Here is a 16,624-nt window from a genome sequence, read left to right as displayed (position 1 = left end):
GGCTGACTACCATTCACGATAGCAGCTAGCCCGAAACCACCGATGCCGGAGACAATGTGATCCGGTTGGCATGACTCAAGAAACACATGCATTAACCGCGAAGTATTCTCTTCTTGTCCTGCTAATTCGGGTTGACTGTGGAGCAATCGTCGCAGCCTCGTAAGCTCCGTCATGTTGATTCCTGCTCGTTTGCTACCGCAACGGCTGGTTTGACTTCCGATCTTGCATTGCTGGAAAATCCCTGAATCTCACTCAGGTCCGGAGTGACTTCCTGAGCAACATATTTGCCACTCATCAGCCTTAGCATGGCTGCGTAATTCGGGCGGAATTTGATGGAGTCCCCAATCCTCAAACCGTGAGAATCACTACCAAGATTGACAACAGTGATGTCGCTGCTCGCTCCGGCTATTCGGTACCTCGAGTCAAGAGGAGTGAGTCCTGCAATATCGGTATCCAGTTGACCTACACTAATGAGGGCGCGGTAACCACGCTGCCCAGGAGACAAATCATCGTCTGTTTCCGATTCAAAGGGCGTCATAGATCCCGTCTCCGACAAGGGGACCAGTCCTTTTTCCTTGATCTCAGCAATCTCCGCCTCCAGCAAGACGACGTCATCACGCAACTCGGGAAGCGTTCCTCCGTTCACCAAGTCAGTTCCCAGAAAGATGGCTTCGCCGATACGGAAGTGATTGATCGCCTTTGGAAGCTTGCCCTCCAGCAGTATTGGCAGAACTGCGGAAGAGCCGGCAGATATCATCGGCAGCTTTCTATCGAATTTCAGTTCCAGCAACTCTCGGTAGAGCGCAAGCTGCGTAAACTGATCGACATTTGGCACGGCACCGGCAAGACAGCCGAGATTCGCGCCTATGCCGATGACCTCTATGTTAGGTAGCTCGAATACGCATTCATAGAACTTGATGAGTGACCCGGGCAATATTCCCTCCCGCAGGTCACCCAACTCTATCATAATTATGATTTTGTGCGTTTTCCTCAGTCGCTTGGCCTCCTCGTTCAGCAACTCTATCACCTCTGTCTCGCTATTCAGACTCACATCCGCCAGAGATGCGACCTCTTTGACTGATGATAAATCCGATACTCGCATGTACCAGGACTCGAAGTCCGGGATGATCTTCTCAATCGCTCTTAGATTCGCCAGTCGAGAATCGCCCATCGATCGAACACCGAGTAGCTGAAGCGCGCGCAAAGTATCCGTGTGACCGCAGAGCACTTTTGTCACCACGGTCCAACTAGCTGAATGCTTCTGCATCCAGCGTTTGATTACCTGCAGATTATGCTTCAGCCCATGTAGATCTATGGTGACACGGTTCACTTCCGGTACCTCATCTCTGCGTATTTGTTTGTCATTCCCAATCTCTCATATAGACGCTTCGCGGGGTTATCATATTCCACATGAAGCTTCACATCGCCGTCAGCTTCGTCGAATGCCCGACGGATTATTTGGCTTCCGACACCCTTGCCCCGTACAGAACTATCTACCGCAACCCAGAGCAGAAGATTTTCAGGTATATAGCCTTTCATACCGGTCCGAAGCATGACGAGCGCTCCAACCGGTTTCCGGTTCAATTCAGCCACAAGAATGAAACCGGGTTCGCCCATTCGAGGTTTGAGCGCGTCAGCAATTCCCTGCTCTATATCTGGCAACGTGTCTTGATAGGGTTTTAGACTATCATGAAGGAAAGCCGCCAACTGCTCCGGATCCAGCCAGGAAGGAAAGTCACCAAGGCTAAGTAGCTTATGTATTTCGAGTTTTGATGATGTCGTGCTGTCTGTAACCGCGTCATTCATTGTCTTCTTGCCTTTCTCTCGCTCCTCTTAGGATGAAGGAACATCTCCCTGATTCAGTAGTTTGAGCTAAGACATTAAATGATACTAACTACACTGAATAATCGTTAGTGCTCAAATCATTATTGGTGTAATTAATAGGTAGACCCCGCAGTGTCAAGGATTTTTCTTGCTCATCTCCAGCTCTCTTTGGCGCTACCAGCAGCATTAATAGACCACAACACACATACCAGCAATCTGACGTGCCTACCCCATAAGCACTTAGTGGCTATTTCCTTCAAGCCCCCTCGAATGCCATTTCCCCCTTGATTTTTCGGATCAGTTTATTAGTATACCTTGACTTGAAATCATTGCTACTAGAAGCAAATATCACTTTTGTTAGCAATTGGCTTAGGGAGTCAGGAAATGGCTGAAGTCTCGGACAGTGGGGAATGGAAATCGGGCGTTGAGACGAATGAAGCGTCTAAGGAATCGATGACAGCCGTCCAGTCTGGGCAGGATTCGGACTCACCCAATGCAGAAGGCGATATGCAAGAAAACAGATTCGACCTTCACATACTTCGTTCATTGCGTCGGATCATCAGAGCTGTCGACATTTACTCAGGGAAACTCAAGTCACAGCATCAGATTACAGGACCTCAACTTATATGTCTATTGGCAATTGTCGAGAAAGGCCCGTTGACCGCGACCGCGTTAGCCAAATCAGTCCACTTGAGTTCCAGCACTATGGTGGGAATTCTGGACCGTCTGGAAAAGAAAGAGCTAATCCATCGTACGCGGGACAAGAAAGACCGCAGGCAGGTGAATGTAGTCGCTACCGAGAGCGGCATGCGGCTAGCCCGCAATGCTCCTTCTCCACTGCAGGACGGATTGGCCCGCGCACTCAGCAAGCTCAGCGATTTGGAGCAGGCAACCATTGCGCTTTCCCTCAGGCGAATCGTCGACTTGATGGAGGTCAATGACTTTGATGCCGCGCCGATTCTCGAAACCGGGCAGTTGGATCAGAATGAATCCCCGATCACGGCACCGGATACGAGCAAACACGGTGACGAATAGCACCGAAGCCCCATAGATCAGAATCGCAGGAATCCTGGACTACTGACGTCACTCTCCAAATTCACTTCCATGCAGCCAATGTTACCCGCAGGTTCGTGATTATCGCAGGGGGGATGACCAACTCCTTGGGAAGGGATCGGAGGCTGATTTCCTTCGTTCGCGATGCGGATCGCACACAGAAAAATCGGGACTGGCTTAACCCAATCCCGATTCGTCTTGAAAAAACTCTGTATGACAATTTAACAAGCCTTTAACCGGCTTGATCGAGAAATATCTTTCTTATGCGACCACGCGTCTTCTGCGAATAACGTACGCTCCTGTAGCAACCAATGCAACAAATAACAGAATCAGTCCCCATCCAGACATCGACGGGATGAAGGCAACCTCAAAGAACGTACAGTCGCTGTGGGTCTTGAAGCTTAAATCGTATATGCCATAACAAACTGGAAGTGCGCATATTTCCAGGTGAACGTTGCCACTACCGTTGGCATTCAGGCATGTGACTTCGACACTGTCGATGTCGGCCGGGCCGGTCAGCGAAGGTGGTGTACCGGCGAGCTGAATATCACCTTCAACGGTCGACTGGGCGGTATACTCCTGACTGGCGCCGTCAGTAACTGAGTAAACGATATATCCTGACGACTCATGGAATTCACAACTGGTATCAAGGGCTAATGCGTCGGACATCAGCGGTTGCGCGAACCACATTCCCAGAACTGCGAGAGCAAATACAACTACTACTGTTCTGCTGCTAATCATAACTTCTCCTCAAAATACTGTTGTCTCACCCGTGTGACAAAGAAAGGAACAAACTCATGCGTTTCGTCTGGTACTAAAATAGGCCTGCACTCTTCTTTTGTCAAGCAAAAGATGGATCGCTCCTCATGTCGAACAACCATTCAAATGGCTACGGAAACGTACATCTGGATGGCTATCGGGGTATCTCCGGCGCTTCTGTGTAACCACAGTTCTTGCGACGACGGAATGATTGCCAAATGGCAATTCTCTCACTGTTTCATGGATCGACTAATCACTGCTTGTCTTTAGCGTAAATTTCTTGCGAGCAGGCATTTACCTCAACTGCGATATGGTCAAGGTCAGGAATCTCGCAGAGGAGGTCCTTGTAGTAAGCGGGCGGTTTCGGAGAATGTGTCACGATGCACACTATTGCTGAGAGATGGTGTGAACCGACGCGCCAGATGTGCAGGTCAGCTATGCGGCATTCCGAATCGCACTCGAGAATCTCTCGAATTCGCGAAATTGTTTTGGGATCAGCCTGTCTATCCAGCAAAATTGCGCCTGTTTGTCGGAGGAGACCGTAGGACCACACACATATCACCGCCGCTCCGACAATACCCATGATCGGATCCATCCAAACCCATCCCAGCAGCTTCCCCGCCAGCAGCGCCACTATCGCAGTAACGGATGTAAGGGCGTCGGCAAGTACATGCAGATATGCAGCCTTTAGATTGTGATCGTGGTGACCATCATGACTGTGGTCTTTCAGCATACCTGCGCTGACAAGATTAACGATCAATCCGGATGCGGCAACCAGGAGAGCCATATTGAAATCTATCTCCAACGGACTGAAGAATCGGTGGATAGATTCACCTGCCATTAGAAGAGCGACCACTGCCAGGAACACTGCGCTCGCGAAACCACCAAGAGTGCCTATTTTACCCGTTCCAAAAGAGTACCGCTTGTCGTCGGCATGGCGCCGCGCCAGATAGTATGCGAATGCAGCTATTCCGAGCGCAGCCATGTGTGTGCACATGTGCCACCCGTCAGCAAGCAGGGCCATCGAGTTCGTCAGGAGTCCGGCGATGATCTCAATAATCATCATTATTCCGGTGAGGACAATGACTCGATAAGTACCGCGCTCACCTTTGCGATTGTCAGAGTGAAAACGGTGGGAGTGTTTCAGACGGTCAGCGGTGTGCATGTGCATCCGTCAGTTCCTGTTGGCTGATAATATGAATTGCATCTCGGCGTAAATCTAACTATTGAGACTAATATTGTCAACAATTGCGAGCAGTGACACAGGCCCATATGACGAACGCTCCTGACACTTATCATGCCCACCAGCTTTGCTTCCGATCACGACACAATGTCGATTATAATGCCTAAAGCAGCGGCAAGCATGGTACGATATCACTGCGGCGATATCACTTCAGTCTGCACATGTCACAATTTCTCGCGAGAGGGGCTGAACATACGCTGATAACATGACATGTCTGTCGGATTACATTCGCTGAATCCGTCTGCGAATTCACGTCGGCTGTGTGCGGGAAGCGTGCGGTATTTTTCTCTTGCTTCTCCGATTTTTGTGATTAAATTAAAATGTATTAGACATTCTCAAAACCATCCGAATCCAGCACGAGGAGGAGAAAATGCGAAAGCTCTTAACGCTGGTCGCCATCCTATGCTGCCTGCTGCTGATGCTGGCGTGCAGTGAGACGCCAACTACGAGCTCAGGCGGGGAAACAGCGATCAAACTCGAGGCGAGACCTGAATTTATCGACACCAGGCCTGCAGATGTGATTGCAACCTTCATTATGCAGCCATCCACCGATCAAGTAATGTGGAAGAAGCCCCCGCCACCACCACCAGATACGGGATCGGCCGACCCGAATCCGAATCCTGCGCACAAATACGCTTATGTTGTGGGCATCTCTGATTACGAGGGGACTGTAAACGACCTCCAGTTCTGCGATGACGATGCCAGAGACATGAAGAGTTTTCTTATCAGCCAGGGATTCTCAGTCCAGATGGATCTCGATCGTAACGCGACGGCTGATGCTATCACCGCAGGTTTGCAGTGGCTGGTAAATCAGGCCGCTCCGGGTGATGAGATCGCGTTCTGTTACTCCGGTCACGGCGCGAAGGCTCCGGGATACGGATCGAGCATCATCTCGACGGATCTGTATTATGTGACCCACGGATACGTGATGAGTATCTTCAATAGCGCCAACTGCTCCAAGAACCTGGTGACATTGGATGCCTGTGTGATCGGCGACTTCCATTCGGACGCGCAGACCGGTACATTCATGGCGACCGCATCCAATCGGACGAATTCCTACGATGCGCCCGACTTACAGCAGGGTGCATGGACTTACTTCTTCCTTGAAGCGGCAGTGGATCTCGATTTTCCGTACGCGGAGGATGTTGCTCCTTATGCCGAAGATGGGATGGAAGCCTGGGCGAGTCAGTATCACTTGAGGGTTAGTCCGAAACATACGGACAAGTACAGCGGTAAGTTCGATATGTAGAGGCTGTGTCTAAGATACATTTGTCAGAAGCCCATCCTGGTTGCAGGATGGGCTTGCTGTTTTCTGTGAAGCATGTTCACCGGAACTCAATCGCTGAACGAGTCTTTGAGCCGCGATTTTGTCCAGACGTCACCGAGAATGATTCCAGCTTCCTCGTTGGCGAGTTCAGCGAACTCTCTCGGCACCATGATCAAGTAACCATCTCCCGCCGAAACGTATGAGGATGGTCCCATTGTGCCTATCGAACCGAAGTGTCCGGTTTTGGAATGGACAATAGCCGGAATGTCCTTGGCCTGCAGCGCTTCGACGACCATGTCGGCATACTGGTTAGATGTCAGCTTTGCAAGCGCAATCCACTCTTCATCCGAATCGACTTCTTCATCTTCAAAGTCGCTGTGTTCCGAAAGCGAATCGACCAACTCTTCACCGCAATCCGGGCATTCGTCGATATTCGCTTTGTACTCGTACTTGCATTTTGGACAGAAAGGCATATTATCCTCCTTTTTGCCTCAATTACAGACATCAGGAAAGAATATTCAACAGAAATCGCGATCCGATCGCAGGGCTGTACTAGATTCTCAACCGGTGCTGATGTGATTAAGATAACATAGCTCCTGAATAGGCGTGAAGTCTTATTCCTGACCTGCTACGAAGTCGACTCCCGCTTTTTCCAGCTCAGTTCTCAGTAACTCATCCAGCGATCCTTTGCCATTGTAGTTGATAAAGATGGAATTCAATTGGCGTTTGTCGTATATCTGTTCTTTGTGGGATTGGCGATCGGTATAGAACGGCATGTGGCGAAATCCGCAGATTTCGACGAATAGATTGTAATCGGGCAGATAGAAATCTGGGCGGTACTTGTGCCCATCAAGAAGTATCAGCGGCTCATATTGAAATCGTATGCCGTGCTTCGTCAAGAGTTCCACACATTTCTGCTCGTACTTCGAGCGTACTTTCACGCCAGCCTCTGTTTCCAGCATCGGCTCGAATTTCTTTTTCCGAGGGAGCCTCAGCCCACGGGCAGGCATGGGCCTTCCATCTTTCTTCATTCGTTTCTTGCGCAGCATCTCTGATAATATATGTCAAGATGCTGCATCTGCAATCATATCATGACCCGATCAGCAATCGGACTGCTCAATTGTAGTAGGATTCTGCGCACCGGTTTGGATTGCCGGCATTACGTCAGCAGGCTACGCTATCGTTCGATATCGATCATCCCAATCAGGCGATCAATCTCCAGCCGCGATATGCGAGCCTGATAGCGAGCGGTAATCAATGATGTCCTTGCGCGGGCTGAGTTCTGCTGAGCATCCCGGAATTCCAACGAGTTGGCAACACCCAGTTCATGGCGTTCTCTTTGCAGATCAAGGTTCTGTCTTGCAGCCTTGATGTTCTGCTCTTCCAGGGCGATGATCTCTCGTCGAAGCACATATGTGTCATATATCTCCTGCACGAGTGCAATCAGCCTGTTTTTCGCATCGGCCAGTGCCAAAGCCTGGTTTGTTGCCTCGATTCTTGCGTTTTGCAGGTCGATCTTGTCGCGGCGACCATTGAACAGGTTAAATGAGAGAGAGAGAGTCCAACGGTGCCGGTCGTGGTCTTTGTGCCGATATTATGACCGGGATATTGACCCGCTTTGCTGTTGTTAGTCTGATCGCTGTATCCGTAATTTGCCTGCAGCGAGAGTTTTGGCATAAACGGCGAATATGCGGTTTGCACGTTTCGATCAGCTACTTTCTTCGCAAGCTGAGCACTTCTGAGGCTGCTGTTTCTTTCGATTGCCAGATCACGAACCTGTTCAAAGTCCACAGAGAGCTCCGGGATGGCTATCTCCTGACTAACGGTGAAAATCGTTGCAGGGTCCTGTCCCAGCAGTACATTGAGTTCCTCTCTTGCGATAGACATCCGTAGTTCCCGATCCAAAAGATCAGACTGATCATTGTTGAAGGAGACCTGCGCGTTCAGGAAATCGGTCGAAGATGCTCCGCCGAGCTGATTTCGAATGCGTTCCCTCTCCAGACGCGTTTCGGAGATACCCTGCGTCTCGCGGGCTATTTCCATGAGTTGCATCTGCAGCACAAGGTTGAAATAGGCTCTGGATATCGCAACTATAGAATTTTCGATTCTGTCGCGCGTGTGTCGGTTCAGCTAAAGTCGGACACGGGGTTGCTTTTGGTTAAGACGTAGTTTTAGTATGTTGGTCTTAACGAAAGGAGTGTCCGATGAGTGGGAAGCAGAGTCAGAATCCAGAAGCTGTGGTGAAGGATATCCGGCGGCAGACTCGGCGGAAGTTTACGTCTGAGGAGAAGATCCGGATCGTTCTGGATGGTCTTAAAGGGAAAGCGAGCGTCGCGGAGTTATGTCGTCGGGAAGGGATTGTCAGCAATCTGTATTATCGGTGGAGCAAGGACTTTTTGGAAGCTGGCAAGAAGCGATTGTGAGCAGAGAGCTGTTCGATGCAGTGCAGCAGGCCTTCAAGAATCACAACAAGCCTAACTTCCGAAGGAAGACGTTTGCGTTCGGTAATCTGATGATCTGTGCGATCTGCGGGTGCAAGATCACTGCTCAGATCAAGAAGGGGAAACACACTTACTATCATTGCACAGGCATGCGCGGTGGTGACCACAAGATATATATTCGTGAGTCTGACACCGTCCACGACTGTTATCGGATAATGGTCCATGCTACATCTCAGGTGAACTGAAACAGTATCTTGCTGACAATGGATTCACTCACACCCGGAGTCGGCCATATCACCCCATGACTCAGGGAAAGATAGAACGGTATCACCGATCAATGAAGAACATCCTGCTGTTGGACAACTATTATTCACCAGATGATCTGAAAGCTGAAATTGAGACCTTTGTAGAGTATTACAATTATCAGCGATATCACGAGTCACTCAACAACGTTACGCCGGCTGATGTCTATACTGGCAGGGCAGTACAAATACTGGAGGAGAGAAACAAGATCAAAGAACGCACTCCTCACACACGAAACGAGAATACCAGAAATCAATTGCCATCAGACAAACTATGTCTTAGATTTCAGTACATACTGTCCAAATTGTCTGACGACGTACATTCCTACAATTATGGACAGCAAATGTGATAATCAAGATCAAAGGTGACCGAAAAGACAGTGATAATGGGAGATTGGCTTAGCAACTGTTTCTCTGGCTGTCTGCCGTAAGACCAACTCACGTAACCTTTGCGAGAATGGCTTAGGGTGATTCACAGGAGATGATATCCTCACTTCTTGCCGTCCTCATCGACAAGCCAGACGCCGATACCGAAGTCCACCTGAGCCACCTGGCCGGGCTCGCGTTCTATGCGGCAGAATAACAGCGAGGTACTCTCACCGGCCCTGGGAACGAAACGTTTGATCGAAGAGCACGAACCGGCGAAACCGTGCTCAGTGACCAGAACCTGCCAGATACGACGAGCGGAAAGACCAGAATTGAGCTTCTTAATAATGTCTTCGAAAGGTCTGCTGAAACTTGGGCGACCAGGAGAGCGATTCGATATCCAGAAGCCGCTCGATCCGGGGGCACTTGGGCCTGTTTTGAACCGATCCTAACTGGACGGTCTTGACTGACATGTGACATATATGTTATAGACCAATACCTTTACTTGCGTGTCAAGTTCTGTCCTGACTGCGGTGGCGATTGCAATCGTGTCAAAGGGTTTCTTAACGAACGTACCCGCTCCGAGATTCAGAGCTTCGAGAACGCGATCTGACTCAGAATATCCCGAAACGATAATCGCTTTTTGGTTGGGATATAGTTCGCATATCTGTCTGTATGTCTCGGTCCCGTCTATTCCTGGCGGCATAATCATATCAAGAATCAGCAGATCATGCGGATTCTTCTTCAGAAATTCAACTGCCTTCTCACCGCTTCTTACAGTGCTGACTTGATATCCGAGTGATTCGAGGATCTCGCTGCAAACATTGCGTTGTATTTCGTCATCATCAATTATCATCACACTTTCAGTCCCGCCGGAAATCGACTTGGGACTGTCTGCTTCGACACTCTCTCGCGTAATTGGGAAGTAGAGGTAGAAGGAAGTACCGAGACCAACTGTGCTGCTCAGATCCAAGTATCCATTATGATCACTCATTACCGCATTAACAACGCTCATTCCGAGACCGGAACCGCGTTCTCTATCACTAATCTTAGTCGAAAAGAAAGGATCGAGGATTTTGTTGATTATATCATCAGGAATACCGCATCCGGTATCCGAAATCGTCAGCTTGATATATTCTCCCGCCGGAACACTACCATAGGCAGTTGCCATGTTATCAGCGTAAAAGTACTCGGTCGTGATAGTAATCTGTCCACTATTCCGCATAGCATCCCTGGCATTCACCAAAAGGTTAATGATCATTCGATGAATCTGGGCACTCCCACCCATAATGTTCATCAAACCTTTGCTAAGATTCAGCTTGCAGGTTACCGTACCTGTTCGTGATTCGAAATTCTTGACGGCCTGAGATACGATTTCATTAAGGTTTATCACACTCTGGTTGTAGTGACCCCTTCGACCCATGGTCATAAGATCCTGATTGATTTCGGCGATTTTCGTTGCCGCGTCTTCGATCGAATTAAGATATGCCGTGACTTTCTCGTCGCATGGAAGTCTGTGTCGGATGAATCCAGGATATACTAACATTGGCGCCAGAAGATTATTGAAATCATGTGCCACCTGTCCTGCAATTGTACCAGCCATTTCCAGTCTTTGAGAGCGTGCCTCCAATTCTTGAAGTCTTAATCGCTCCTGAACTTCCAACTGAAGCTGTTCATTTGCCTTGGACAGTTCTGCGGTCCGCTCTTTGACCAATTCATCAAGGTGGTTACGATGTTTCCTCAATTCTCCCTCAGCCCGCTTGCGCTCAGTGATGTCGACAGACCTGCCCTGGAATCCTACGATCTGGCCCACGCTGTCGATCATCAGGTTAGCTGTAATTTCAATGTCTATTAGAGCGCCGTTCTTATGGATAAACTGTATCTCAAACTTATGTTGTACGATCCGGTCTCGTTTGTATTTGTTAAGCAATTGTTCTGCCGCATCTTGTAATATCTTGACTTTCTCAGCTGGTGTAAAGGCGATCGCATTCATTCCAGTGAATTCCTCAGCCGTGTAGCCCAGTAAGTCATTGATCGCGTCGTTAACAAATGTTATGTTGAACTCCGGATCTGTCGTCCAGATAACATCCAGAGTATTTGTGGCCAGAAGTCGATATTTCCTTTCACTCTCCTGCAATGCCTGCTCGGCCCGCTTGCTGACGGTAATATCACGAATAATCCCTTGGACAAGGCCTTTCTCTTGGTCAACTATCCTTGCACTAACATCAACATTGAGGATTTCTCCGTCGGCTCTCTCGAAACATGACTCAAATCGATATTGCCCTCTTTCCTTGATGATTTGTAAAGGATCGTCATGCGGCGCTTGACACCCATTTGGGAAAAACGAGGTTATCTCCGAAGAAAGAAAATGGTCTTTCTGGTAGCGCAGAAGTTCGCACGAGCGTGCATTAACATCCAGAATTCGGCCTTCAAGGTCATGTATTATGACAGCATCATTGGATTGTTCAAAAAGATCCCGGTATCGTTTTTCGCTTTCTTTCAACGCCCGTACGCTTCGTTTTAGCTCAAGCTCAAGCTTATGTCGATGTAGCGCGATTTCGATCGCAGTTTTCAACTCTCTATCACCAAACGGTTTGAGCAGGTAAGCCGCCGGATCGGTAGTTTTGGCACGCTCTATGGTGGATTCGTCGGAATTGGCGGTTAGAAATACAACTGGAATATCATAGTTCTCCTTTATGCGGGCGGCAGCTTCGATCCCGTCGATATCACCGAGAAACTGAATATCCATGAGTACCAGTGCCGGCTGTTCATGTTCGATCTGAACTAACACGTCCTCTCCCGTGGCAACCGAGCCGGTCACAGTGAAGCCCATCATTTCCAGTCGCTGGCGAATATCCATCGCCAGGATGGCTTCATCTTCTACAATAAGAATCTTCGGCTGACTTGAGCTGTTGTTCTTCCCGTCCAATGTCTGCCCCCTTGAATACTATATTGAAGCAAGTATACCCAAGCCCCGCTTGGAGGTCAATTTTCGCTCCGAGCTGATTTGAGAGATTATTCACCAATTGTAAACCCAAGGACTGGGTATTCTTGTAATCCATATTCTCCGGAATTCCGATTCCGTCATCCGCGACACTCAGAGATATTTGGTCATTCTCCAGTTTCTTGCAAGTTATGGTAATCTGACCGCTATCGCGTCCGTTGAATGCATATTTCAGAGAATTTGTCACAAGCTCATTGATAATGAGTCCGCATGGCACCGCTTTGTCTACACCGAGAGTAATTCGTTCTACATTGGTGACCATTCTGATTTTATTCATGTTTCCGGTAATGGTGCTCAATAGATATTTACTTAGGCTTTCAATATATTCCGCAAGATCAATCTCGGCCAGGTTTTCCGATTGGTAGAGTTTTTCGTGAATCAAGGCCATAGATTTGACTCGACGCTGGCTATCTCTGAACATCTCTTTGATATGTGATCCATTGATTCCGTTAGATTGCAGACTTAGCAAACTCATGATTATTTGGAGATTGTTTTTTACTCGATGGTGAACCTCTTTTAGGAGGATCTCTTTTTCTTTGAGAGATTTGTTGATAGCCTGTTCGGCCTGTTTTCGCACTTTGATTTCTTCTTCAAGTTCCACGGTTCGCTCGCGAACTCTTTCTTCAAGTTTGTCTCTGCTTTCTAGCAACTCCGAATCCCTCTTCTGGATTTGAACCAGCATTTCGTTGAAGCCGGAAACAAGAATCCCTAATTCATCCTTGCTTTCGTAATCAACTCTGGCGGAGTAGTACTTCTCTTGGGATATGATCCGCGCGGTTCGGGCCAGGTTGAGAATCGGCTGGGAAACCACTCGTTGCAATCGCGATATGATGACAAATACCACGACAAAACAGAATGCAGTGATTAAGAGTATTGCAGTCCCGATTTGAATCATTCGAGAGCTGACCTGTCGGAGATCGCTCTGCATGTAAATGGTGCCTATCCTCTCATCATCCAGCGAGATAGTGTGGTATACGCTCAGGGTGCCGTCGGAGAATGTCGCACAGGGTTCATTGACTGGCGGTATCCTGAAATCACCAGCTTGGTCGTCCCGGGCATAGTATGCCAGAACCAAGTCATCGTTTCCGTATATAACAGCGCCAATTATGTGTTCCTCTGCCTTGAGAGCCGTGAGAACATCACTGGCGTCTTCGGCGTTGTGGAACGAAATAGCGGCCGTACAGTTGGAGCCTATAACACTGCTAAGAGTTTCCAGATTGCGAACCATCGTGGCTTTCAGAGTGTGATAATCAATAATCATGAAAACAGCACCGGACAGCGTCAAACCAACAATCGATGCTATCATGGCAATCATCGTCAGCTTGTTTCGCAGGGAGCTATCTCTGAAATTCATCTGTTCCGCACCTCATCTCTCTTGATCAACTGATCGTGACATCCTGAGCAGCTGTGAACTGATCTGCAATCCGGCCTTTTCTGCTACATCTACATTTATGATAAAGCGAATCTTATTATCTTCCGTAAGGAATCCAATTATGCCACCTCGCTGTACAAAGCCGTCGATGTCGCTGATTGTCAGTATACTAACTCCCTCCAACTGTTCTAGGATCTTATCCAGATTATCAGTCTCAGACCTGGCAACAAAAACGACATGAGAGGAGTCTAATTTCGCGAGAGTTTTTGCATAGACTATTGAAATTTGTCTCCCTGATATCTCTTTTCCTGAGACCATCTCGTCAAGTGCAGGGCCAAATGGGTTTTCTCCGAGTACACAAATCTGCAGGAGTGTGTCATCCTCGCTCAGAACATTCGTCGGCCATTCCACGAACTTGATGAAGTTGTACAAATAGGCCACCTTCAGCTGATATTCGGTCGGTTTGTCAGCATGAACGGTTGTGGGAACACCAATAGCCGCTGTGCAGACGAGAACCAACAAGATTACTGAGAATGGTCTGCTCATATATCAGAAACTCTTGGTCAATGCGACGTGAATTCTGCGTTCGACCAGGCTTGTTTTTGATGATGTAGGCGTTGGAAACTCCAAATGAGTCGGCTCAAGTAGATTCTGCCCTGCAACTTCTAACTCCCAGCTGTCATTAAAAGCCCATCCGAGTCTTGTATCGAGAGCAACAACATTGTCTACGCCATAAGCGGGAAGATCATCAATGTAACGTACAAGCATACCCAGTCTCAGAGACTTGCTGGCATCTGCATCAATTCTAAACCACACTTGATGTTCGGGGTTCTCTTCATCCAGAGTCACAGCAGGATCGTCGAGTCGCCACAGTAGAAGTGAATAAGCGGCCTCCAACCTTATCTCAGAGTGAGGCCACCAGTTGACTATCCACTCCCCTCCATATGATTTCCCATCAACGCCATTGACTCGGATCGCCGGCATAACCATAAACGCACTCGTGGCGAGATCAAGGAATGGTGAACCGAGTTCCACGGTGCCCAACCCTTCATAGTTATTATAGAAGGTAGCCACATCTAGTGAAAGGTCTTGTCGCGGTCTAACACGGTACCCTAACTCATAGGCGGTAAGTTCCTCACTCCGGAGATCTTTATTACCAATAGAGGTAAGCACGAGCGGAAGAGGTCCGGGGTTGAATGGTGTTCCCGCTGGCGTGACTGCCCAGACGCTTGTGACGTCAGTATTCCATCGGGATGGAGTATGTACTGCGCGGGATACCGATGCCCACAGAGAATGAGTCGAGCCTGGTCTCCAGAACATTCGAATACTGGGTTGGTATTCAAACCCAGTATAGTCGTTATGCTCGAATTTAGATCCCACAGTCATATTCAACTTTTCATCAATCAGCGCTATAGAACCTTGCAAGAATGCGCTCAGTAGGTTGTCTGTTCGACTCTTACTGTCGAACCATATCAAACTGGAACTATCCTGTGTGTCAGCGGTAATCTGGTATCCTAGACCGCCAATAACTTCGAGTCGCTCGTGCAGCTTATGACGCACCTGGAAATCAAGATCAAATGTATTACGATCTTCACCGGCGACCTCATGGTGTCGTTTGGTGCGATCAAAATAGGCTTGAAGTTCAATCCCGGAAGCCTCCGAACGAGAATGAGTCCAGCGTGCAAGCACATTGCCGCCGGAGAGTTTGGAATCGGTTTCGAGAAGTTGGCTGTATGGTGGCTCAAAGATGGGCAAGGTGAAGAACGCACCTGCGTTACCACCGTACACATCACCTTGTACAGTGACGGTATTGTTTTGCCAGGAGTTCCAGTCAATCCGGAACCCGGCTTGAAGCACATCCCAGTCGTCGCCTATCGAGGCGCCATCCGCAAGCACTGAGTGATCCTGACGGTAATAGCGCCCGTAGACTCTATAGTTATTTTCTTTTCCAAGAGTACCGCCGTATCTTATGACTCCCACATTGCGGATTTCATTGCCCGATGAAACCGACACGTGGCCGCCCTGAGTATCCTGGGATTCCTTTGTAATGACATTGATGACACCGTTGACAGCGTTGGCACCCCAAAGAGTTGCTCCGGGACCGCGAATGATCTCTATGCGTTCAACATCATCCAGATTGATGTTTTGCTCGTTCCAGTAGACTCCAGAGAACAGCTTTGTGTAGACCGACCGACCATCGATCAATACGAGCAATTTGTCAGCGAATTCATAATTGAACCCCCTTGAGCTAATGGCCCAGCGATTGGCGTCAATATGAGCTACCTGAAGACCCGGAGCCAGCTTAAGAACATCAGGGAGGGTTCTGTAACCAGATCTACGAATGTCGTCGCTGGTTATCACATATACCGCAGCAGCGGCGTCGGAAAGCTTTTCAGCTGTCTTGGATACAGAAGTTATCTCGATATTCATTAGATCTTCGAGACTCAACTCCATCAAATCCGAACTACCATATGATTGCTGCGCTGCAACAATCAGCAATAGGCATAGGCCTATGATTATCGAATGACGTTTCACTTTCGCCCCCTTAACTCAGCTTCTTAACTCAGATAATATCTTGTTAAACTATCGGCATCTCCACCCTTTTTATTAAGCATCTCGGCATTTTCAGATAACGAAGTGTTTTGAAAGGAAACACGTGACCGCGAACCGGTTTGAATGAATTACATTTCCGAGACTGATCGGGTAATCCCGTGGATGAACTGCGACGCTTAGTGATTCTCTAAGAAAAAGCCCTCGCCCATCAACCATGCTCAACGACATGTTGTCTTTAACATACGCATTCCGTGTTATGTCTACAAAAGTTCGGTGTGTAATTGCGCATCGCCGGGATGACTAGGAGCCTGTCGGAGAACCTCTGCTTTTTGATTTTATCAGATCATTTTGAGGAGTTATAGAATTGTATTAGAATTGGGGCATGAAGAACAAGAGACATTTTCGAGAGTACAATCCGGATCAACTGTTCCTTCTTCCTC

16 protein-coding genes and 1 pseudogene are annotated in these 16,624 nt (G+C 48.4%); 5 read left to right on the top strand and 12 right to left on the bottom strand.

Translation table 11 applies throughout. From position 1 onward, the window contains the following. Positions 1–169: 169 nt before the first annotated feature. The gene (locus KKH67_07720) at positions 170–1,330 is read right to left on the bottom strand and encodes an alanine racemase (GenBank protein MBU1319068.1); all 1,161 of its coding nucleotides are present in this window, start codon (positions 1,328–1,330) and stop codon (positions 170–172) included. Continuing rightward, complete coding sequence (locus KKH67_07715) at positions 1,327–1,806, bottom strand: GNAT family N-acetyltransferase (protein MBU1319067.1); 480 nt, start codon at positions 1,804–1,806, stop codon at positions 1,327–1,329. The genes KKH67_07720 and KKH67_07715 overlap by 4 nt, the downstream gene beginning before the upstream one ends. A gap of 525 nt (positions 1,807–2,331) precedes the next feature. On the opposite strand from KKH67_07715, the gene KKH67_07710 reads away from it, so the two are divergent. Continuing rightward, entirely contained in the window at positions 2,332–2,859 is a 528-nt protein-coding gene (locus tag KKH67_07710) for a MarR family transcriptional regulator (GenBank protein MBU1319066.1), read from the top strand. A 279-nt stretch (positions 2,860–3,138) separates the two neighbouring features. Here KKH67_07710 and KKH67_07705 read toward each other — a convergent pair whose 3' ends face one another. Next, entirely contained in the window at positions 3,139–3,618 is a 480-nt protein-coding gene (locus tag KKH67_07705; GenBank protein ID MBU1319065.1) for a hypothetical protein, read from the bottom strand. Positions 3,619–3,889: 271 nt separating this feature from the next. After that, a complete protein-coding gene (locus KKH67_07700) occupies positions 3,890–4,807 on the bottom strand; it encodes a cation diffusion facilitator family transporter (protein MBU1319064.1) in 918 nt (305 codons plus the stop codon). 442 nt (positions 4,808–5,249) lie between these two features. On the opposite strand from KKH67_07700, the gene KKH67_07695 reads away from it, so the two are divergent. Then, the gene (locus KKH67_07695) at positions 5,250–6,128 is read left to right on the top strand and encodes a caspase family protein (protein MBU1319063.1); all 879 of its coding nucleotides are present in this window, start codon (positions 5,250–5,252) and stop codon (positions 6,126–6,128) included. 86 nt (positions 6,129–6,214) lie between these two features. Here the strand turns inward: KKH67_07695 and KKH67_07690 are convergent, their stop codons facing one another. From KKH67_07690 to KKH67_07675, 4 genes are all read right to left on the bottom strand, one after another. Next, the gene (locus KKH67_07690) at positions 6,215–6,619 is read right to left on the bottom strand and encodes a hypothetical protein (GenBank protein MBU1319062.1); all 405 of its coding nucleotides are present in this window, start codon (positions 6,617–6,619) and stop codon (positions 6,215–6,217) included. Between the two features lie 141 nt (positions 6,620–6,760). Then, positions 6,761–7,177: a hypothetical protein gene (locus tag KKH67_07685; protein MBU1319061.1), complete on the bottom strand. Its 417-nt coding sequence runs from the start codon at positions 7,175–7,177 to the stop codon at positions 6,761–6,763. Positions 7,178–7,323: 146 nt separating this feature from the next. Beyond that, a complete protein-coding gene (locus KKH67_07680) occupies positions 7,324–7,620 on the bottom strand; it encodes a TolC family protein (protein MBU1319060.1) in 297 nt (98 codons plus the stop codon). Further along, entirely contained in the window at positions 7,590–8,189 is a 600-nt protein-coding gene (locus KKH67_07675; GenBank protein ID MBU1319059.1) for a TolC family protein, read from the bottom strand. Before KKH67_07675 ends, KKH67_07680 begins: the two co-directional genes overlap by 31 nt. 161 nt (positions 8,190–8,350) lie before the next feature. On the opposite strand from KKH67_07675, the pseudogene KKH67_07670 reads away from it, so the two are divergent. The 3 genes and pseudogenes from KKH67_07670 to KKH67_07660 all read left to right on the top strand — a co-directional run bounded on the left by KKH67_07670 (position 8,351) and on the right by KKH67_07660 (position 9,239). Next, positions 8,351–8,566 (top strand): annotated as a pseudogene (locus KKH67_07670) (transposase). Beyond that, on the top strand, positions 8,566–8,832 hold the full coding sequence (locus KKH67_07665) for a zinc ribbon domain-containing protein (GenBank protein ID MBU1319058.1): 267 nt from the start codon (positions 8,566–8,568) through the stop codon (positions 8,830–8,832). The pseudogene KKH67_07670 and the gene KKH67_07665 overlap by 1 nt, the downstream one beginning before the upstream one ends. 56 nt (positions 8,833–8,888) lie before the next feature. Continuing rightward, positions 8,889–9,239, top strand: coding sequence for an integrase core domain-containing protein (locus KKH67_07660; protein MBU1319057.1), 351 nt, complete (start codon positions 8,889–8,891; stop codon positions 9,237–9,239). 464 nt (positions 9,240–9,703) lie between these two features. On the opposite strand, the gene KKH67_07655 is transcribed toward KKH67_07660, so the two are convergent. Genes KKH67_07655 through KKH67_07640 form a run of 4 tightly spaced genes read right to left on the bottom strand, consistent with a single transcriptional unit; the run spans position 9,704 to position 16,166 of the window. Beyond that, positions 9,704–12,184, bottom strand: a complete 2,481-nt coding sequence (locus KKH67_07655) for a response regulator (GenBank protein MBU1319056.1) — start codon at positions 12,182–12,184, stop codon at positions 9,704–9,706. After that, complete coding sequence (locus KKH67_07650) at positions 12,129–13,613, bottom strand: HAMP domain-containing protein (protein MBU1319055.1); 1,485 nt, start codon at positions 13,611–13,613, stop codon at positions 12,129–12,131. The genes KKH67_07655 and KKH67_07650 overlap by 56 nt, the downstream gene beginning before the upstream one ends. A gap of 12 nt (positions 13,614–13,625) precedes the next feature. Next, positions 13,626–14,177 carry a YfiR family protein gene (locus KKH67_07645; GenBank protein MBU1319054.1) on the bottom strand — a complete coding sequence of 184 codons (552 nt, stop codon included), beginning with the start codon at positions 14,175–14,177 and terminating at the stop codon, positions 13,626–13,628. Positions 14,178–14,180: 3 nt separating this feature from the next. Then, on the bottom strand, positions 14,181–16,166 hold the full coding sequence (locus tag KKH67_07640; protein ID MBU1319053.1) for a TonB-dependent receptor: 1,986 nt from the start codon (positions 16,164–16,166) through the stop codon (positions 14,181–14,183). Positions 16,167–16,624: the final 458 nt, after the last annotated feature.

The sequence above is a fragment of the Candidatus Zixiibacteriota bacterium genome, assembly GCA_018820315.1.
Classification (GTDB): Bacteria; Zixibacteria; MSB-5A5; order JAABVY01; family JAHJOQ01; genus JAHJOQ01.
Note: the sequence above shows the minus strand (reverse complement) of the source record. Positions and strands in the feature narration are given on the sequence as shown.